The organism is Deltaproteobacteria bacterium (assembly GCA_009930495.1).
In the GTDB taxonomy this organism is placed as follows: Bacteria; Desulfobacterota; Desulfovibrionia; order Desulfovibrionales; family Desulfomicrobiaceae; genus Desulfomicrobium.
In genome coordinates this window covers 1-19,271 of record RZYB01000002.1, presented here as the reverse complement: position 1 = coordinate 19,271, position 19,271 = coordinate 1, and the positions used below count along the sequence as shown (strand labels likewise).

18 protein-coding genes are annotated in these 19,271 nt (G+C 61.5%); 8 read left to right on the top strand and 10 right to left on the bottom strand.

Annotated elements, in window-relative coordinates; genetic code table 11:
* Positions 1–57 precede the first annotated feature (57 nt).
* The 6 genes from EOL86_00495 to fdhD all read right to left on the bottom strand — a co-directional run bounded on the left by EOL86_00495 (position 58) and on the right by fdhD (position 5,582).
* Positions 58–549, bottom strand: a complete 492-nt coding sequence (locus tag EOL86_00495; GenBank protein ID NCD24058.1) for a hydrogenase iron-sulfur subunit — start codon at positions 547–549, stop codon at positions 58–60.
* On the bottom strand, positions 516–2,498 hold the full coding sequence (locus tag EOL86_00490) for a CoB--CoM heterodisulfide reductase iron-sulfur subunit A family protein (protein ID NCD24057.1): 1,983 nt from the start codon (positions 2,496–2,498) through the stop codon (positions 516–518). Before EOL86_00490 ends, EOL86_00495 begins: the two co-directional genes overlap by 34 nt.
* A gap of 10 nt (positions 2,499–2,508) precedes the next feature.
* Positions 2,509–3,393 carry a heterodisulfide reductase subunit B gene (locus tag EOL86_00485; GenBank protein ID NCD24056.1) on the bottom strand — a complete coding sequence of 295 codons (885 nt, stop codon included), beginning with the start codon at positions 3,391–3,393 and terminating at the stop codon, positions 2,509–2,511.
* Complete coding sequence (locus tag EOL86_00480; protein NCD24055.1) at positions 3,386–3,946, bottom strand: heterodisulfide reductase subunit C; 561 nt, start codon at positions 3,944–3,946, stop codon at positions 3,386–3,388. Before EOL86_00480 ends, EOL86_00485 begins: the two co-directional genes overlap by 8 nt.
* 410 nt (positions 3,947–4,356) lie before the next feature.
* On the bottom strand, positions 4,357–4,776 hold the full coding sequence (locus EOL86_00475) for a rhodanese-like domain-containing protein (protein NCD24054.1): 420 nt from the start codon (positions 4,774–4,776) through the stop codon (positions 4,357–4,359).
* 11 nt (positions 4,777–4,787) lie between these two features.
* Entirely contained in the window at positions 4,788–5,582 is a 795-nt protein-coding gene (gene fdhD, locus EOL86_00470; GenBank protein ID NCD24053.1) for a formate dehydrogenase accessory sulfurtransferase FdhD, read from the bottom strand.
* 301 nt (positions 5,583–5,883) lie between these two features.
* Between fdhD and EOL86_00465 the strand changes: the two genes are divergently transcribed.
* The 3 genes from EOL86_00465 to EOL86_00455 all read left to right on the top strand — a co-directional run bounded on the left by EOL86_00465 (position 5,884) and on the right by EOL86_00455 (position 7,475).
* Positions 5,884–6,282 (top strand): hypothetical protein, encoded by a 399-nt coding sequence (locus tag EOL86_00465; protein NCD24052.1) that lies wholly within the window; start codon positions 5,884–5,886, stop codon positions 6,280–6,282.
* A 330-nt stretch (positions 6,283–6,612) separates the two neighbouring features.
* Positions 6,613–6,957, top strand: a complete 345-nt coding sequence (locus tag EOL86_00460) for a PilZ domain-containing protein (protein ID NCD24051.1) — start codon at positions 6,613–6,615, stop codon at positions 6,955–6,957.
* Between the two features lie 251 nt (positions 6,958–7,208).
* A complete protein-coding gene (locus EOL86_00455; protein NCD24050.1) occupies positions 7,209–7,475 on the top strand; it encodes an amphi-Trp domain-containing protein in 267 nt (88 codons plus the stop codon).
* Between the two features lie 56 nt (positions 7,476–7,531).
* Here EOL86_00455 and EOL86_00450 read toward each other — a convergent pair whose 3' ends face one another.
* Both EOL86_00450 and EOL86_00445 read right to left on the bottom strand, forming a co-directional pair.
* The gene (locus EOL86_00450; GenBank protein NCD24049.1) at positions 7,532–8,938 is read right to left on the bottom strand and encodes a DUF3482 domain-containing protein; all 1,407 of its coding nucleotides are present in this window, start codon (positions 8,936–8,938) and stop codon (positions 7,532–7,534) included.
* On the bottom strand, positions 8,935–10,419 hold the full coding sequence (locus EOL86_00445; protein ID NCD24048.1) for a DUF2868 domain-containing protein: 1,485 nt from the start codon (positions 10,417–10,419) through the stop codon (positions 8,935–8,937). Before EOL86_00445 ends, EOL86_00450 begins: the two co-directional genes overlap by 4 nt.
* Before the next feature lie 96 nt (positions 10,420–10,515).
* On the opposite strand from EOL86_00445, the gene EOL86_00440 reads away from it, so the two are divergent.
* Both EOL86_00440 and EOL86_00435 read left to right on the top strand, forming a co-directional pair.
* Positions 10,516–12,507, top strand: coding sequence for a response regulator (locus EOL86_00440; GenBank protein NCD24047.1), 1,992 nt, complete (start codon positions 10,516–10,518; stop codon positions 12,505–12,507).
* Positions 12,458–13,339 (top strand): radical SAM protein, encoded by an 882-nt coding sequence (locus tag EOL86_00435; protein ID NCD24046.1) that lies wholly within the window; start codon positions 12,458–12,460, stop codon positions 13,337–13,339. Before EOL86_00440 ends, EOL86_00435 begins: the two co-directional genes overlap by 50 nt.
* A 129-nt stretch (positions 13,340–13,468) precedes the next feature.
* Here EOL86_00435 and EOL86_00430 read toward each other — a convergent pair whose 3' ends face one another.
* Positions 13,469–14,125 carry an HAD family hydrolase gene (locus tag EOL86_00430; protein NCD24045.1) on the bottom strand — a complete coding sequence of 219 codons (657 nt, stop codon included), beginning with the start codon at positions 14,123–14,125 and terminating at the stop codon, positions 13,469–13,471.
* Positions 14,126–14,465: 340 nt separating this feature from the next.
* On the opposite strand from EOL86_00430, the gene EOL86_00425 reads away from it, so the two are divergent.
* From EOL86_00425 to EOL86_00415, 3 genes are all read left to right on the top strand, one after another.
* Positions 14,466–14,684 (top strand): translation initiation factor IF-1, encoded by a 219-nt coding sequence (locus EOL86_00425; GenBank protein ID NCD24044.1) that lies wholly within the window; start codon positions 14,466–14,468, stop codon positions 14,682–14,684.
* A gap of 115 nt (positions 14,685–14,799) precedes the next feature.
* Positions 14,800–15,672 (top strand): PHP domain-containing protein, encoded by an 873-nt coding sequence (locus tag EOL86_00420; GenBank protein NCD24043.1) that lies wholly within the window; start codon positions 14,800–14,802, stop codon positions 15,670–15,672.
* Entirely contained in the window at positions 15,669–16,907 is a 1,239-nt protein-coding gene (locus tag EOL86_00415) for a U32 family peptidase (GenBank protein NCD24042.1), read from the top strand. Before EOL86_00420 ends, EOL86_00415 begins: the two co-directional genes overlap by 4 nt.
* Before the next feature lie 31 nt (positions 16,908–16,938).
* On the opposite strand, the gene EOL86_00410 is transcribed toward EOL86_00415, so the two are convergent.
* On the bottom strand, positions 16,939–19,152 hold the full coding sequence (locus tag EOL86_00410; GenBank protein ID NCD24041.1) for a methyl-accepting chemotaxis protein: 2,214 nt from the start codon (positions 19,150–19,152) through the stop codon (positions 16,939–16,941).
* Positions 19,153–19,271 lie beyond the last annotated feature (119 nt).

Here is a 19,271-nt window from a genome sequence, read left to right as displayed (position 1 = left end):
CGGATGCCAGGCATCCGCGTTGATGCTCTTGCCGCGAAACGGCGGTCATTGTGGTCCCTAACCGTGACACGAACAGCCCAGTCCCTGGCTGGCCTTGAGCGCCAGGGCGTTCCAGTCCGCCTCGGACACGGGGTTGAACAGCGGCGCCGGGCCAAGCTCATGGATGCGTCGGGTGAATTCCGTGACCACGTGCTGCCAGCGCTGGCCTTCCGAGGCCGAAACCCAGGTGTACTCAAAGCGCCGTTCATCGATCCCGGTGATGGGCAAAAAGCGCTTCAGGAGTTCCAGCCGCCGCCGGGCATAGTAATTGCCTTCGGAATAATGGCAGTCACGGGGATGGCAGCCGGACACGAGCACGCCGTCGGCCCCGTTCATAAGCGCGCGGACCACGAACAACGGATCGATACGGCCCGAACAGGGTACGCGGATGACGCGCAGATCCGTGGGCTGAATGAAGCGCCCAACGCCCGCCGTATCCGCGCCGCCGTACGAGCACCAGTTACACAAAAAACCAACTATTCGCAGTTCGCGAGAATCTTGGGCGGGCATAAGGCGTTCACCTCCGCGAGGATCTGGTTATCGGTGAAATGTTCAAGCTGGATCGCGCCCTGCGGGCAGGTCACGGTGCAGATGCCACAACCCTGGCAAACCGTGTCGATGACCTCGGCCTTGGGGTTGCCGAAGCGGTCCTCGACCATCTTGATGGCTCCAAAGGGGCAGGTCTGGGCGCATTTGCCGCAACCCACGCACCGGGCCGGATTAACTCTGGACACGGCCGGATCGGATTCCAGTTCTTTCTTGGAGAGAAGAACCAGGGCTTTTGCCGCGGCGGCGCTGCCCTGGCCGACGGAAGCCGGAATGTCCTTGGGGCCCTGACAGGCTCCAGCCAGAAACACGCCGGCGGTGTTGGTTTCCACGGGTTTGAGCTTGGGATGGCTTTCCACGAAGAACCCATACTGATCCGGGGCCACGCGCAGCTTTTCACCGAGCTGCACCGCGCCATGGGCCGCTTCCACGCCCACGGCCAACACGACCAGATCGGCCGGGACCTCGACCTGGGTGCCGATGAGGGTGTCCGCGCCGCGCACGATGAGCTTGTCATCCTTGGGGTAGATCATGGACACGCGACCACGCACGTACTGGGCGCCGTACTCTTCCATGGCCCGGCGCACGAACTCGTCGTACATCTTTCCGGGGGAGCGGATGTCCATGTAGAAAACATAGGACTGGGAATCCGGAAGGTGGTCCTTGGTCAAAATGGTCTGCTTGGCCGTGTACATGCAGCAGAACCCCGAACAGTACGGACGGCCCACGGACTTGTCGCGCGAGCCCACGCACTGGATAAAGACCACGTTCTTGGGCTCCTTGCCGTCGGAAGGACGCTTGATGTGTCCGCCCGTGGGGCCGGAAGCCGAAAGCAGACGCTCGTACTGCAACGACGTGATCACGTCCGGATAGCGGCCTTCGCCGTACTGCGGATACTTGTGCCAATCAAAAAGATCGTACCCGGTGGCCACGACCACGGCGCCGACATCCACGTTGATGAGCTCGTCCTTTTGCTCGAAGTCGATGCACTTGGTCGGGCAGACCTTGGCGCAAAGCCCGCATTTGCCCTTGGTCAGCATCAAACATGTCTCGGGGTTGATGGCCGCCTTCTTGGGGATGGCCTGGGGGAACGGAATGTTGATGGATGGGGCGTTGCACAAATTTTCGTTGAACGTATCCGGGTGCTTGCGGCTGGGGCATTTTTCCGTGCACAGACCGCAGCCCGTGCATTTGTTCCAGTCCACATACGTCGCTTTTTTGCGGATGGTGACCTGGAAATTACCCACGTAGCCGCCGACGGATTCAATCTCGGAACAGGCGTACAGGGTAATGTTCGGATTCTGGGCCACGTCGACCATCTTCGGGCCCAAAACGCAGGACGAACAGTCCACGGTGGGAAAGGTCTTGTCCAGTTTGGCCATCTTGCCGCCGATGCTCTGCTCGCGCTCGACCATGATCACTTCCAGGCCGCCATCGGCGCAGTCCAGGGCGGCCTGGATGCCGGCCACGCCGCCGCCAATGACCAGCACGCGCTTGGTTGTCTCGAAACGCTTGGCAAGCAGTGGACGGTCGCGGCGCAATTTTTCCACGGCCATGCGCACCAGTTCGGCGGCCTTGCCCGTGTTCAGGTCCTTGGTCTTGCCGATCCAGGATACATGCTCCCGGATGTTGGCCATTTCGAACATGTAGCGATTCAGCCCTGCCCGCTCCACGGCACGGCGAAAAGTCGGCTCGTGCATGCGCGGCGAACACGAGGCGACAACCACGCCATCAAGGTTCTTTTCCTTGACGGCCTGAATGATGGCGTCCTGACCCGGTTCGGAGCAGGCGTACATCGTGTCCGTGGAAAAAACCACGTCGGGATAGGTCAGGGCCGTGGCCGCGACACTCGGACAGTCCACGGTTGCGGCAATATTGCTGCCACAGTGGCAGATAAAAACACCAATTCGCATCGCGTCCTCCCTAGCTGGCCTGCGCCGGTTGTTTGATCCTGCCCAGGGCCAGTCGCGGATCCACACACAGTTTTTCAAATCCCAGGTCCGCGCGGTCCAGTCCCAGGGCGTAGCCCAGCAACTGCGTGTAGTAGAAAACCGGAATCTTGAAATTTTCGTGCAAGGCGTCGTTGATTTGGCCCTGGCGCATGTCCAGATTCATCTGACACAAGGGACAGGCCGTCACGAACGCATCCGCCCCCAGCCGGCGGCCGGCGTCCAGCAGTTTGCCCGAAAGCCGGGCCACGATATCGCCCCTCGCGATGCCGAAGGACGCCCCACAACATTCCACCTTGAGCGGGTACGGCACGACCTCGGCGCCAAGGGCGGTCATGATGTTGTCCATGGCCATGGGATTCTCGTGATGGTCAAAACGCATAAGCTCCGGCGGACGGTTCATGATGCAGCCGTAATAACAGGCAATTTTGATCCCGGTCAGGGGTTTGACGACCCTGGACTTGATCAACGTCATGTCCACGTTCTCGGTGAGGATCTGCAGCACGGACTGCGCCTCGATCGTCTTCGTGCAGGGCACGTCGAGCAGGGCGTTGACCTTGGCGCGGAACTCGGGATTCTCCATCTTGTGAGCCGCCGTGCGCAGATTGGTCAGGCAGCTCGGACAGGGCGTGGTCACCGTGTCCAAACCCATGCCCTCCACCAGGGCCAGATTGCGGGCGGACAGGGCCGCGGACAGAACATGGTTGACCGTGTGCGCGGGCGTGGAGCCGCAACAGCTCCAATCCGGGATATCCACCAGATCGATGCCGAGGGCCTTGCAGATCGCCCGCGAGGAGCGGTCGTATTCCTCGGAAGTGCCCTGGCCGGAGCAGCCCGGATAATAGGCAATTTTATTCATTGATGCCTCCTTTACGGAACCGCTCGAAAATGCGTGTCACTTGTTCCCGCCCCTGGATGGGATGCGGCTTGAACGGCAGCTTGCCGCGCATGAGCACCGTCGGCGCCAGGTCGACATCGGTAAAAACCCGACCCGAACGGGTCATGTACTCGGTCATGAGCCCCAATTCGTAAGCCCGGCCATGCTTCTCGACGGAATGCAGGAACGCGTCGGAAAACAACTTGACGTTGCGCTCCGTGGCGTAGCCCTGTTCCCGCGCCATGTGCCGGCATACATCCATGATGGTGGCCACGTCGATGTTGTTCGGACACCGCGTGGTACAGGATTGACAGGACCCACACAGCCACAGGGAACGACTCTTGAGCACTGCTTCCTTCTGTCCGGTCTGGATCAAGCGCATGATCTGGCTGACCGAATAATCGTAGGCGAAATTGTACGGACATCCGGCCGTACAGTTGCCGCACTGGTAGCAGTTTTTGACGTTCTGATGGCTGCGGGCTTCGACCTCGGCGATGAAATCAAGGTCGGCAGTAGCAAGATCAAAGATTTGCATAGGCATACCCAACTTGCGGTAAGGAACGGCGAACCGTCCGGTTGACATGAATCCCAGCCCCGGACACACAGCCCATAATGACCCAATTTGATACATCATCATTCGTGACCAATGGAACAAATTGACACAGGGGGCAACGACACCGCGTGCATTCACGGGACTTGAGGTCAAACATAAGCAGATTCGATGCCATAGTCATCGGCGATGGGGCATGTCCAGCGTGATCATGGCCGGACGGAGCTGTCCCCGGGACAACGACATCGGCGCCAAGCATGCCCGTTTCGGGCTTTGGGCCAGCGGTGGGGCGCCTCGACCGCGCTACCGCGCACGCGGAATGCGTCCCGGATACAAAATGCCGCCAATCGTCATCCCGACGAAAGGCGGCATCGATGGGTCACCGGCCAACCGTGTCACGGCGCCGCCCGAACCAAGGGCAACCCAGTCTCGCTCCAGGCGATAACGCCACCGGCCAGGTCATACGTCGTGACAAAGCCCATCTCACGAAGCTCCCTCCTGGCCTTGGCGCTGCGATTACCACTACGGCAATACAGAAAAACCGTGGACTCGCGGTCCAGCTCGGCCATTTTTTGCAAAAAGTCCGCCCCGTGGAAGTCGATCAAACGCGCGCCCTCGATATGCCCGGCGCGAAACTCACCCAGGGTGCGCACGTCAACGAGGACAAAATCCGGGTGTCCCCGCCGCGACGCGATCAACTCCAGAGCGGCGGTCGGCTCCAGAACGTTGGGATCGCGCCGCGAGCACGCGGGCAAAAACAGCACTGCAACCACGAAAAGACGCGCCAAAAACACCAGAACTTCCTTCCGAGACATGGTTTCCAACCTCACCTGATCCGCTCGGGCGCGGAAAAAATGGAAAAACGAGCCTGACGGGCAAAGCCGACCAGGGTCACGTTAAGCTCCCGGGCCTGCAACACGGCCTGATGCGTGGGCGCGCCCAGGGACACCAAAACCGGAATTCCGGCCCGACGCGCCTTGTGCACGATTTCCGAGGAAATCCGTCCCGAGGTAATCAGGATGGTCGCGGTCAAATCCAAAGCGTCGCGCAGCGCCCGCCCCACGACTTTGTCCATGCCGTTGTGGCGGCCGACATCGTCCCGAATCAGGCCCGGCTCGGCTCCATCCAGGCTCAAGGCCACGGTGTGTACCCCTCCCGTGGCGTGATGCAAATCCGAATAACGACGAAACCAGTTGGCCAAATCCTGGATGCGTGGCGCGGCCACGGTAAACCCCGAGGGCAGCGGCTCATGCCCGGCCAGCTCCAGGGGGCTTCCAAAAAGCACGCCCTTGCCACAGCCCGTGGTGAAAGCCCGACTGGCCAGCTGACTCGGGTCCACGCTCCGCGCGAGGCGAACCCGCGCCACCCACTGCCCAGGGTCGATTTCACAATCCAAAAAATCCTCGGGGCGGGCCAGCAACCCCGAAGTATACAAGAAACCCCGCGCCAGATCGTCCAAATTTTCCGGCGTGCACATCAGGGTCGCGATTTCCACCGCGCCGTCCATGATGGTCACCGGAACTTCCGTGGCGACCACGTCGGACTCGACGCGCCGCCCTTCAGGCGTGACCTTGACGATTTCGACCTGGATGAGTGGCTCCAGGGGATGCTGATCAGCCATGAATCCTCCTGCTGTTCGTGATGCCCGAAGCGTCCCATGGCGGTTCGGGTCGCTTTGGAACGGGGCTTGCCGGGGGCCCGTCGCCTTGTCAAGCAAGGTACCTTGTGAAAAAAGAATTAAACTTTTTTTTCAAACTATTAGCCCAAAAAAGAAGGCCTTGCCCAGGCATTGGAGACTTGCTCTTCCGGTCGGGACAAGGTAGCACTTGCCCCTTGACGGGAAGGGGTGCGTTTTCCGGCTCCGCCCGAACCCGGGCACGAACACGGAAAACGAAACATGGAGACATTTCAAGGAGGAAAAAATGAGACGAATCGGAATGCTTGTCCTGGTGGCCTTGATGCTGACGGCTGGAGCGGCCATGGCTGAAAATTTCGAAATCCCCGAAAGCGTGGTCATGAGTGCCTCGAAATTCGAGGGATACACGCCCAAAAAGGCTGATGTCACCTTCAATCACGCGTCGCACATGCATATCGCCTGTGCCGATTGCCACCACACCGTGGCCAGCAGCCTTGCCATCGAAAGCTGTACCACCGAAGGCTGCCACGACAACATCGCGACCAGGGGCGAGACCAATTCCGTGTACACCGCCTTCCACACCGGCACCGACACCACCAAGAGTTGCGTGGGCTGTCACCGCGCCCTGAAAAAAAGCGGACAGGGCGACGCGCCCCTGGCCTGTAACAGCTGCCACGTCAAATAGACCGTTGCCCGCGACAGGATTTCCCGGCGTCATCCGCTTTGAAGCGGATCAGGCTTCCAAACCCCGCCTCTTTTGGCGGGGTTTGCCATTTACGGACCAATTCAATCAGCTCACCGAAAAGTCCGGGCAAACCGGAATACCTCCTTGTATTCATCCCCTCTCCCCTGCTTTCTCCGAAAAAACAGGACATTCGGGCCCAAAACCAATTTTCAAGAGGTATCAATTAAAAAATAAATACTTAGTTTTATTTATTTTTTATTATTTGGCACGTCTATTTCATTATGACCATTCCCAAAAACAATCTTCCCAACAGCCAGCATTGGAGGAGAAATGGCCAACGGCTTTGAAAAACGACGTACCCCGCGCATCCCGCATCGGGCCATCATCAGATATTGTTCTGGAAACGACGACGAATACCGTCCAGGTCGCATGATCAACCACAACGCCACGGGCATGTACCTGGAACTCAACTACCCACCGCCAAAACTCGGTGAAGAGCTCCAAATCGAGGTCCTGGAAACGCCACCGGACTCATCCCACTCTCCCGAGGACGAAACCGGCGCCGTCACGGCCCGCTATTTCGCCAAGGTCATCTGGAAAAAGAATCTGCCCATTTCGTCCCAGGCGGAATACGGCGTGGGTCTCAACTGCCTGGTCCCGCCCCAGGACGACTAAGACCTCGACATGCTATCGGGCCACGGCCCGGAGTAATCCGGGCCACATCGCCAGCCCTCCGTTCCAAGCCCCTCTCCGGGGCTCAAGCCGCGCCTCCGAGGACGGCCCGCGGACACGCCACCCGGAATCCAGCCCAGATTTGTCAACCCCGCGCAAGCGGCGTAACGATTGGCGTACTCACGTCCGGGAGTGTGTCGCGATCAGCCGGTCCCGGAAATACCGCCCCAAGAACCCATAACACGGAGGTTTCCATGTCCGAAAAAAACAAACTGGTGGATATCGAGGAGACCCGTCTGGCCTACATGGCCGGAGTCTTGCTCAAGGAAATCGCCGATGGGCTGTCCCGGCGGGAATTCATCCTCGAAACAGCCGACGGCCCGCTGGCCGTGACCGTGCCCAAGGACGTGGACGTCGAGTACAGCGTCGAGCAAAAAAACAAGGGCGGCGAACGCAAAACCAAGCTGGAAGTTGAAATCAGCTGGAAAACATCCGATGCGGCCACGAAGGACGACGACTGACAAGCACGGCGAGCGCGCCCAGCGGACAAAACAAGCATGTCCTTCCGGTGGGCGCCTCACAGAAAGGAAAGCCGCTTCAGCTCGTCCTCGATAAAACGCCGCAGTTCCTGTTCCAAGCCAACCAGACGCGCATCGTCCCCTTCCTGTCTGGCTTGAAAATAATCCGCGCACAGTTTGCGGGTCGGGCGATCCCACGGGATGTTCAATTCTAGCTTTTCGCGCTCGGCCAGCACCTCGGTGGACAGTTCGCCGTGGTCCCGCAGGGCATGGGCCCAGCGGATCACATACCAGTAATGGAGCAGAAACCGGTCCAGCAGAATGAACATCCACTGCACCGTGCCGACCGGGCCGACCCGCACGGTCCGCTGCCCCAGTTCCAGGCCCATGATCTTGTGCCGGGCCAGTTTCTCCCCCTTGAACAGGGCGGCCAAACCCGTGATGGCTCCGCCCACGGCCGCGAACACGCCCAGGCTGGTGCCCAGGGTCGCCAGATCCACGGCCACGCCCGTGGCCGCGCCAGCGGCCGTGGCCGCCGTGACCAGCTGGGCCCGGTTCAGCCCCAGGACCCGCCAGGTGGTCCGGCCAAACAAATCCTGATGCAACACCGAGTGCTCGGGCAGGTCAAAAAGCGTTGCCTCGTGCCGAAACAGGGCGCAAACATGACCATGCAGCCGGGATTCCTCGGACCGGAGACGCTCCTTGAGCTTTGCGGCCAGGGCGCTTTCCAGCCTTGCCCGGTTTTCGCCCTCGCCCAGGGTGGCGCTTTCGGACAGAACCAACACCCGCCCCAAAAAATCACAGACCAGGGCGGCGCACTCCCGGTTGCGCCGGAACCAGTCGCGGGTAAAGGCGTCCACGATCCTGTCCAGGGACTTTTCCCAGTCCTGCTCCAGGGCGCGCAGACTTTCGAGAAGCCGGACGCGCTCGGCGAAAGTCGCCCGCAGCGCGTTGAACGTCCGGACGATGTTGAAATGCTTGCGCAGCTCCACTTTCCATTCTTCCAAAAAAGCTTCCTCGCCGGTCTTGCAGTTCAGAACAGCCATGCGTGGCCGTCCCGTCCGGCGCAAAATCTCCATCTCGGCCAGATCCACCCGTCGAACCGGGCGCGAGGCATCGAGCACATAGATCACGCCGGCGCCCTCGGCCACGGGACGCAGGAGCTCGCGCTCGTGAGCCAGGCCCGGATCGTTCTCGAACTCCTTCAAAAACCGTGGCAGCAGCTCCTCGTCGGGGCCCTCGTACTTGCGCATCCACCCAAGGGTTTGCAACGGATTCTGGAAACCAGGCGTATCGACGAAGGTGATGACGGGCTGACCATCCACCAGAACCGGGTAGGCGGTGCTGACCATGGTTTCTCCCGGAGTGGGACTGATCCGGATACTGTCGTTCTCGGCCAGCGTGGCCACCACCGAGGATTTGCCTTCGTTGGGATGACCGATGACGGCGAACACGGGGAGATTCATTCTGCCTCCACGGGAAACACGGTGATCCGGATTGGCGCCAAGCGGGCCAAGGCCTCGGTCCAGACCCGCCGCTCCGTGTCCGAGGGCGGGGTCAGCCAGACCCCGCCGCGGGGGCGGCCAGTCAGGGCCACGAAAACACTCCGTCCGGAAGGATTGTCCCGACCCAGGTCGGCCACGGCCAGAAGGGATTCGCGAATCGGGGGTTGCCAAGCCTCGACCAGGAGCACCACGCGCTCAAAACCGCCGACCCAGGTCAGGCCGGCGCAGGCTTGGGCCGCCAGCCGGGCCCCGTCCGCGTCGAGTTCCACGGTCATGATCCTGGTCTCCGGATAGCCGCAAACGCGCTCCGCGAGGCGTTCCAGATCCGGTTTCGGAATACGGTCGGCCAATTCCTCGGGCACCAGGACAGCGCACCCGACCTCGCCTGTCTGGCTGGAAGGAGCCGGCGGCTCAACCTGTTCATGGGCGCGCAGGGGCAGGGGCACGGATGGTCCGACTTGAGCCGGCGCGCGCAGCCCGAGAACCGGCGCGCGCATGCGGTCCTCGATACGGGCCTGATCGGGATGGATAAAACGACGCTCCAACCGTGAAAGACCCAGATGCGCGACCAGCAGCAGTCCCACGCGCGGGAACAACGCGTAGACCAGCAGACACATGGACAAAAAGGGCCACCATGCCACCAAATCGGCATTGGCCAGGGCCGCGATCCCATCCTTGAGCACGATACGGCTGCCCTCGATCTGCTCCAAACCAGGGGCCAGGTTCCAGGAGTCCGGCGCCATGGACCACGGCCAGGACAAAATCATGACCAGATCGTGCACGCCGGCGGCGCCCGTCCGCAAGGTTGATTGCCAGCCAAAAGCCAAGTCCGTGGCCACGACCGCCACCAGGAGGCAGAGCAACGCGCCAGCCGCGAAGGCGACCCCGGCCAGATGCGACAAGCGCAGGCCTTCCAGAAGCAGCATCCGACCATAGCGCCCGGAACCCCGGATCAGACCCTCCAGGCGCGCGCTGGCATCGCCAGGGGCGGCATGACGCGCCAACCCACGCCAAATCAGGAAAAAAACCGACCCCGCTGGACCGGGAACGGGGCGGCGGATAAGCAAAAACAGACAGGACACCAGACACAGCAGGGTTTGCGGAGCCACGGCCGCGAGCAGAAACACGGACACATTGATCGGGGCCTGTCCGGAGTACGCCAGCAGAACCTGGGCCAGGGAAACCCCGGCCAAAAATCCCACCAAGCCAAGCCCCCACCCCGCCACGGTCCGAGCCGAACGAAACAGGTTCGAGGGCAGGGGGCCTAAATCCGTCTGGCGCCGCGCGGCCAACCACAAACCAAGGTTGACGGCCTCGGGGGAAGGCACCCGCAAGCCAATGGCCCGATCCCGTTCGGCGACTTCCCGTGGCGGGATGTCGCCGTCCTGTCTCAAAAACCATTCCAAGTCCAAGTAATCGGGCAGGCGCAATGTTGTCTTCATGGTCAGCCTGTTTAGCAGGAGGCAGCCGGATATGCAAAAAAGGACGGCATCTCCAATCTCGGACAGTACTTGTCAAAGATTCAAGGGACACGTAGCATGCCCGATATTTGGAAAAAATATCCTGCGGAGCCTTTTGTCGCCCACAAGGACCATGCCATGTCCACGACCCGTCGCAGCTTGAGTTCCAGGCTCATCATCTCGGCCTGCCTGCTGAGCGTGGTCATGAGCGCCCTCCTGGCCGGCCTGCAACTCTTTCATCAATATCGTCATGATGTCGCCACGCTGAAAAACACCCTGGACCACGTGGCTGCTTCCGACTTGAAGGGCATCACCGCCAGCCTGTGGCAACTCGACTCCAATCTGCTCGCCATCCAGCTCCAGGGCCTGATCCAGCGGCCCAACTTCATCCACGCCAGGATCACGCAATCCGGCACGGTCATCGCCGAAGCCGGCGCCATGACCGGCAAAAATCTTCTGCACCGCGACTTCCAGCTCATCCACGCCTTCAACGGCCAGCCCTATCATCTTGGGCAGCTCTCGGTCACGGCGTCCCTGGACCCGTTACAAAAACAAATTGGCCAGGAATTTCTGAGCACCCTGTCGGCCCAAAGCGTGGTCGCGCTGTCCCTGGCGGCGGCCCTGATCGCCCTGTTCCACCATCTCATCGGCCGCCACCTCGGCGCCCTGGCCAACCAGGTCATGGATCTTTCGCCCACGAACCTGCGTCGTCCCATTATCTTGCGCAAAAACAATCATAACGACGAATTGGACCAGGTCACCGCCGCCTTGGAAAACATGCGCGAAAACCTGCTCGACACCTTCACCCAGCTCAGTCTGGAAGTGGAGGAACGCCGGACGGCCGAGCAAAAACTGTCCCAGGCCAAGGAGGACGCCGAGACGGCGGCCCGGGCCAAAAGCCAGTTCCTGGCCAACATGAGTCATGAAATCCGCACTCCGATGAACGGCATCATGGGCATGTTGCAACTGGCCATGGACAGCCCCGATCCGGCCGACAACCAACGCTACCTGCAGGCGGCCATGCAGTCGGCCAAGAGCCTGCTACGCCTTTTGAACGACATCCTCGATCTGTCCCGGCTGGAGGCCTCGCGCATGCCCGTGATCGCGGAGACATTCAGTCCCCGCGCGCTCATGCAGGACCTCGACGACAGCTTTCAGGCCGTGATCCTGGACAGGGGCCTTGTCCTGGACATCGCCGTGGACGCGGCCGTGCCCGGATATCTGTTCGGAGACACGGTGCGCATCCGCCAGATCCTGACCAACATCATCGGCAACGCGGTCAAATTCACCCCGCACGGTCGGGTGGACGTGTCCATGTCCCTGCTCTCGCCCGTGCGACCGGGCGAGCACCGCATTTTCATCGAAATCCGCGACACGGGCGTGGGTATCCCACCCGAAGCCCAAGACCGCCTTTTCGAGCCCTTTTCCCAGGCCGACTCCACCCAGACCAGAAAATTCGGCGGCTCGGGCCTGGGCCTGAGCATCACCCACCAGCTGGTGGTTTTACTCAACGGATCCATGGCTTTTGAATCCGACGAACTCGGAACGGCCTTCTATGTCCTTCTGCCCCTGGCATCCCCTCCGGCCAAACTCGAAAACCCGGCCAAACCCGAAACAGCGCCCCTGGCCATGCCCGGAAAGCACAGCCTGAACGTGCTGGTGGCCGAGGACAATCCCATCAACAGCACCGTCGCCCTCAAATTCCTGGAATCTCTCGGCCATCACGGCTCCCTGGCCATGACCGGCAAGGAGGTTCTGGAAAAATTGGCCTCGGATAACTTCGACCTGGTTCTCATGGACATCCAGATGCCCGAAATGGACGGGATCCAGACTACCACCATCATCCGGTCCTGGCCCAAGGACAAGGGAGGAAGCATCCCCATCATCGCCATGACCGCCCATGCCTTTGCCTCGGACACGGCGCGCTTCCTGGAAGTGGGCATGAACGGCCATCTTCCCAAGCCCGTGGCCAAGGCGGATCTGGTCAAGATTCTTAAACCCTACACCGCGCAAACCGCCCATGTCCGCACACCAACACCAAATGTTCCGCCCACCGGCCGAGCACGATAGCGTGCTCATCCGGGTGGCCGACGGGTGCCCGCACAACGCCTGCGCCTTCTGCGCCATGTACCGGGGCGTGCCCTACCGCGTCCACGAGCCCGAGGACACGGCCCGCGCCATTGCCCAGGCCGCGCGCGCGAAACCCCTGGCCCGACGCGTGTTTCTCGCCGACGGCGACGCCCTGGCCCTGCCCACGCCACGTCTGCTGACCATCCTGGAGCAGCTGGACCAGCACTTTCCGGCACTGTCCAGGGTGACGTGCTACGCCTCGGGCCGGGCCATGGCCGCCAAAAGCGATCACGACCTGGACGCGCTGCGCGCCGCCAAATTGCGCACGGTGTACCTTGGTCTGGAAAGTGGCTGCGAGGACATCCTGAAACGCATGGCCAAGAACACTTCGGCCGCGTGCATGATCGATGGCGCCCAAAGGATGCGGATGGCGGGAATCTCGGTTTCGGTCATGGTGCTCCTGGGCCTTGGCGGACGCGCCGCCTCGGCCGCCCATGTCCGCGACACGGCCCTGGCCCTGAATGCCATGCAACCCCGGCTGCTCTCCTGTCTGCGTCTTGTTCCCATCCCCAAGACGCCGCTGTCCGCGTGGATCCAGGCCGGACGCTTTGCCCTCCTGTCCGAGGCGGAGGCCGCGCGGGAGCTGCGCGACCTGCTCGCGGCGCTAAACCTCCGCCAAACGGTGTTCAGGGCGGACCATGTCTCGAACATCCTGCCCCTGGCCGGGCGTCTGCCAACGGACCGGGGCCGCCTCCTGGAAGAGCTGGACGAACTTCTGGACGCACGCGTCCTGGACACGACCGGACCGGGACGCATGCCCAACCTGCTCTAGCCGTGGGCACCATCCCGGTTTTTCGGACCCATGTCCGAATCGGCGCATCCATCCGGCTCCCGGCCACGCGTGCCAGCCAAAGAGCCCACGGCCTCGGACGAAAAGCAGCCGACACGCCCAATCCGGCGTTCAGTTCAAAAGGCGCAGCACGTCCAGGGGATGCCCGATGATCGCGGCCGCGCCGGAATCCAGCAACTCCCCTTCCGACCTAAAGCCCCACAGAACGCCCACCGGAAACATGCCCGCGTTGACGGCGGTGCGCATATCCACATCCGTGTCGCCAAGATAGGCGATTTCCTCGGGGCGCACCGCCAAACGCTCGATCAAGCGCCAGGTTCCGGCCGGATCAGGCTTGACCGGCACGCCGGGTACCTGACCCATGGTCACGGCAAAGGGCCAGTTCCCCAGAAATCGTTGCATGCACAGGTCCGCGAAATCCTGTGGCTTGTTGGTCAGCACCGCCATGGGCATGTTCCGGGCCACAAGATTGTCCAAAAGCTCGGGAATGCCCGCGTAAGGTCCTGTTTTCACATTCCAGTTGGCTTCGTATTCGTCCAGAAATCCACGCACGCAGGCGTCCGCCACGCCCTCGTTGTCGCGGACCTCGGAAGGAAGGGCGCGATGAACCAGCTGTTTCACGCCACTGCCCACGAACTCGCGATACGCCGCCACGGGATGGGTCGGTAAATGATTCCGGACCAGGACCCGATTCATGGAATCCGCCAAGTCATCCAGGGTGTCGAGCAGGGTGCCATCCATATCGAAAACAACTGCCTTATATTTCATGAAGATCGTCCTCACGTGAAAAGGTTCAAAAAAGGGCGCCAGCGGCGCCGAGCCGCCCAAGACCTAGGAGGCAAGGGCGGGAACAGGCAAGTCCATTTTCGACGAAAACCGCGTGTCCGCTCCGGCTTCAAAAATTCGAGGGTATTTCCTTCTCCGGGCACAAGCGCCCCCACGAGGCCACGGCCAGGATGGGATGCCGGACCCGTGCGCATCGGCCCCTGATCCATGCCTCGGGATCGGTTGGGGAGAAATTTCGAAGCTTGTCATTTCACTTTCAAGCGGGTATGAATTTGCGTCTTTGAATCAAAACTCCTGTAAACAAAGAAGGTATCCGTCTTATATGGCCAAGGAAGAGTCAATCGAAGTCGAAGGTATTGTCGAGGAAGCCATGCCCAACGCCATGTTTCTGGTGCGCCTGGAAAACGGTCATCAGGTACTGGGGCACATCTCTGGCAAAATGCGCAAATTCTACATCCGCATCCTTCCGGGCGACCGGGTCAAGGTGGAGCTTTCTCCCTATGACCTGACCCGGGGCAGAATTACCTACCGCTTCAAATAACGTCCCGCGCTCCGGCGCTCTGAAAACGGCGTGTGTTCCGACGCATGCCGATTTTTGTTTTTTCCGGGTAAACACACGCTCTGCCATTCCCGGATTCCAGCCTCAACCCAATTACATGCCAGAAATCGATCTGCACACCCACTCCACCGCCTCCGACGGCACCCTGACGCCGTCCGAGCTGGTGGCCCAGGCTGCGGCCATGGGCCTTCGGGCCATGGCCCTGACCGACCACGACACGATCCAGGGGCTGCCGGAAGCCTGCGCGGCCGGCCGCGCCTGGAAAATCGAAGTCATCGGCGGCTGTGAACTGAGCGTCAATTTTCCCAAGGGCAGCATGCACATCCTGGGTCTGTGGCTGCCCCTGCGTCCGATCCGGCTTCAGGCCAGCCTGGACACGCTGACCCGGCTGCGCAAAACCCGCAACGAAACCATCATCCACAACCTGAACAGCCACGGCGTGGCCATCACCTACGATGAATTGGAACGCACCGCCGCCGGTGGCACCATCGGCCGGCCGCACATCGCCCAACTTCTGGTGAGCAAGGGCCACGCCCTGGACATGCGCGACGCCTTCGCATCCTGGCTACGCCCCGGCACCAAGGGCTACGCGCCCAAGGAAAAATTCGATCCACGTCAGGCCATCGAGTTGCTCAAGGCCGAGGGAGGCACGGTCATCCTGGCCCATCCCTGCACCCTGCATCTGGACGAAGGGGGATTGGAGAACGTGTTGCGGGAGCTCAAGGGTTGGGGCCTGGACGGGATGGAGGTCTACTATTCCATGCACACCCAGGCCCAGACCACGGTCTACGCCGACTTGTGCCGGCGTCTCGACCTGCTGGAAAGCGCCGGCTCGGACTTCCACGGCGACAACAAGCCCAACATCGCCCTGGGCCGGGGCAAAGGAGGCCTGCGTCCGTCCTACCGGCTGGTGGAACGCATGAAGGAACGCCGCGCAGCCCTTGGATTGGCCCTGCCCGAATGCTCGTGAACGCCATGCCCGAACTCCTGGTCCCGGCCGCCGATCCGGACAAGCTCCGCACGGCCCTGCTCTACGGAGCCGACGCGGTGTACCTGGGGGGCCAGGGCCTGAACCTGCGCGCCAAGGCCGGCGGCTTTTCGTTTCCAGCCCTGCGCCAGGCCGTGGCCACGGCCCACGCCCACGCGGCCAAGGTCTACTTCACCCTGAACCTGTTGGCCTGGGAAGAACAACTGCCCGAAGTCGCCCGCTATCTGGACGAACTGGACGCCTCCGGCGTGGATGGCCTCATCATCGCCGATCCCGGCGTCATGGCCATGGCCAGGCGACGTGCTCCACGCATCCCCATACATCTCTCGACCCAGGCCAATACATCCAACTCCGCCTCGGCCGCGTTCTGGCGCGACCAGGGCGTGACACGGGTCAATCTGGCCCGTGAACTGGGCGCGGCGCGCATCCGCACCGTGCTTGAAAATGTCCGGGACCTGGAGGTGGAAGTTTTCGTGCATGGGGCCATGTGCATGGCCATTTCCGGGCGATGTCTGCTCTCGGCCCATGTCAATGCCCGGTCCGCCAACCAGGGCCTGTGCACCCACCCTTGCCGCTTTGATTACAAAATCACCGGAGTCCGTCTCGAAGAGCGGCTGCGGTCCGGCCAGGACATGTGGGAATTGGTCGAGGACGAAGACTACACCCAGATCATGGGCGCCGAGGATCTGTGCCTGATCAAGTACCTGCGCTGGTTCCAGCGCGTCGGCGTGCACAGCCTCAAAATCGAGGGGCGCATGAAGACCACGTCCTATCTGGCCCAGGTCACGGATATCCACCGCACGGCCCTCGATGACCTGACCACGGGCGTGTTCCGCCCCGCCCTGTATCTGGACGAATTACGTCAGACCGCGACCCGGCCGCTGTCCACCGGTTTTTTCACGCCCATCCGCCATACCCTGGCCCAGCCCCTGCCGCGCGAGCACCGCAAGAACATCGTGGCCCGCCTTGTGGAAGAAATCCGCCCCGGAGCATGGATCATGGACGTCAAGCACCGCTTCCAGGACAGCGAACCCTTGGAAATCCTGGCCCCGGGCCTGCGCCGCCCCCGTCTCGCGGCCGGATCGTTCGGCGCGGAAAAAGACGACGGTAGTCTCGTGCGCGACGCGCACAGCGGCCTGCGCCTGATCCTGCGCTGCGATCATCCCGACCTCCGGCCGGGGCTTTTCCTACGCGCGGCGTGTCCTTCCAAAAACTAAGGGAGGCCTGAAGCCTCCCCTTCTCTTCTCTTTATTCGTCCGCTTTCGAGGATTTGAGTTCCATGACGATGGCGTTGAGTTCCGCGATCTGGGCCGCCATCCCGGAGATGGAATCGCCCACCTCGCGTGCCCCCCGAGAGGTTTCCTGGGTGATGCGATTGATGTCGTCGATGGCGTGGTTGATCTCCTCCGAGGCTGCGGACTGTTCCTCGGCCGCCGTGGCGATGCTCCTGATCTGGGCGGCGCTGGCCTCGGACTGGCTCACGATTTCCAAAAGCACTTCCCCGGATCGGGATGAATAGCGATCCGCCTCGGTGATCCTACCAAAGGCGGAATCCATGGCCCCGATATTGTCCATTGCCGCGCTCTGGATGGCGCTAATGGACGCGGACACTTCCTTGGTCGCGGTCATGGTTTTTTCGGCCAGCTTGCGTACCTCGTCGGCAACCACGGCGAACCCGCGTCCGGCGTCCCCGGCTCTGGCCGCCTCGATGGCCGCGTTCAGGGCCAAGAGGTTCGTTTGATCGGCGATATCGTCGATGACCCCGATGATGGCTCCGATACCCTGGGCCTGGGTGCCAAGCTCGGCCATGTTGTGCTTCAGGACATCCACCTCGGACACGACCTGGCCCATGGTGGCCTTGGCCTGTTCCACCACGCCCGCGCCTTCCTCGGCCTTGGATTGGGCCTGCTGCCCAACCTCGGCCGCCTGGGAAGCGTTGCGGGCGATTTCCAGAACAGTGGCGTTCATTTCCTCCATGGCCGTGGCCGTGCCCTGGATACGACCACCTTGCTCATCCGCGCCCTGGAGCATGATCCGGGTCTGGGCAGCCATGCGTTCGGAAGCGTCGACGATCACGGACGTGATCCGTTCCAGACGCGCCCCGGCCTGGGCCAAACCCTCGGCTCGGGCCAAAGCCGCGCGCCGTCGCTCCGCCTCGGCCTGGTCCATGGCTTCCCGTGCCAGTCGGCTCTGCTCCTCGGCCTCGCGCGTCTTGACGTTGGCCGTCTCGATCTTGCCCTTGAGCGAGGCAACCATCCCCCGCAAGGAATCGGCCAGGATCCCGATCTCGTCCCGCTGCTGAATCCCGATATTTCGGTCCAGATCCCCGGCCGCGATAGCCTGGGCCACGACGGTGATCTCGCCCACGGGCTTCACGATCATCCCGATGATACCATAAACCAGCACCACAAGCAGGACCAGCCCGCCCAGGCTCAGGCCCAGCAACAGGGTTTGCATGTCGCGGGCGCCGGCAAAGATGGCCTCTTGCGGAATGTTGATGACAAAATTCCAGTACCCATCCACGCCTTCAAGCGAAATGGGCGTCATGCAGTAAAGCATGTCCTGATGCGTGGTGTTGGAATACTGCGTGAAGAGAACCTGTTCGCCCTGGGCCAGGGACGTTTCGAAATCGGCTCTATTGGCGTCGGCGATATGATCGCGAAAATTCACGCCGATCAAGTCCTTGTCGGGATGAGCCACGACCATCCCAGTCTGGGACAACAAGAAGCCATAACCCGTATCGAAAACCTGAACCCGCGCGGCCAGGGCTTGCAGACCCTCCAGGCTTAAATCCGCCCCCACCACGGCCTGACCCTGTTCGAAAAGCGGCACGCAAACACTGATCATCATCCTGTTCTGGCCGGCCACTTCGTATGTCGTGGGGTCGGTCAGAAACACGCGCTTGGTCTGCAGAGGCTGCCAATACCATTTGTCATCCTCGGCGCGCGACGTGGCATTGACCACCGTGGTGTGGGTTTCGGTGGTCCCGGTCTTTTCCCGGATGATATAGGCCAGGAAGCGACCGGATTCCTCGTGCAAGGCGTCGGCCTTGACGAATTCCGCGTCACGGCCATCAAAAGCGTTCGGTTCCCAGGCCGTCCAGACCCCGAAAAGCCCCGGAAAGGCATCCAATGTTCGATGCAGCAGACCCGCGGCCACACGCCGGTCCGGCTCTGGCTGGGCGCGTTCGTTGGCCATGCCCGCCGCCAGGGCCTTGGCCGCGGAGGTGACGGCGCCCAGCTCGCCCTTGACCATGTTCGCGTAGCGGGAACTGATCTCTTGCGCCAGCCGCCGCGCGTCCGTGAGCGCCTGTTCCTTGAGCCTGTCCTGAACAACGAACATCATGGCCACTAAGACCAAAATGATGACCAGGCTGACCGGAAAAAGAATTTTATACCGCATTTTCAGATGCTTGAACATGGTATCTCCGTAGCGGACATTGAAAGATACCTGAATATACATGCGGCGAACGTTTCATTCAAGAAACTCGACTTTCGGGGTTGTTAGTAAAGTCGCGGAAGCAGAAATCTTTCTAAAATAATTGAATATTTTGATTGAGGGGATCCTCCTTCTGTAGTAGT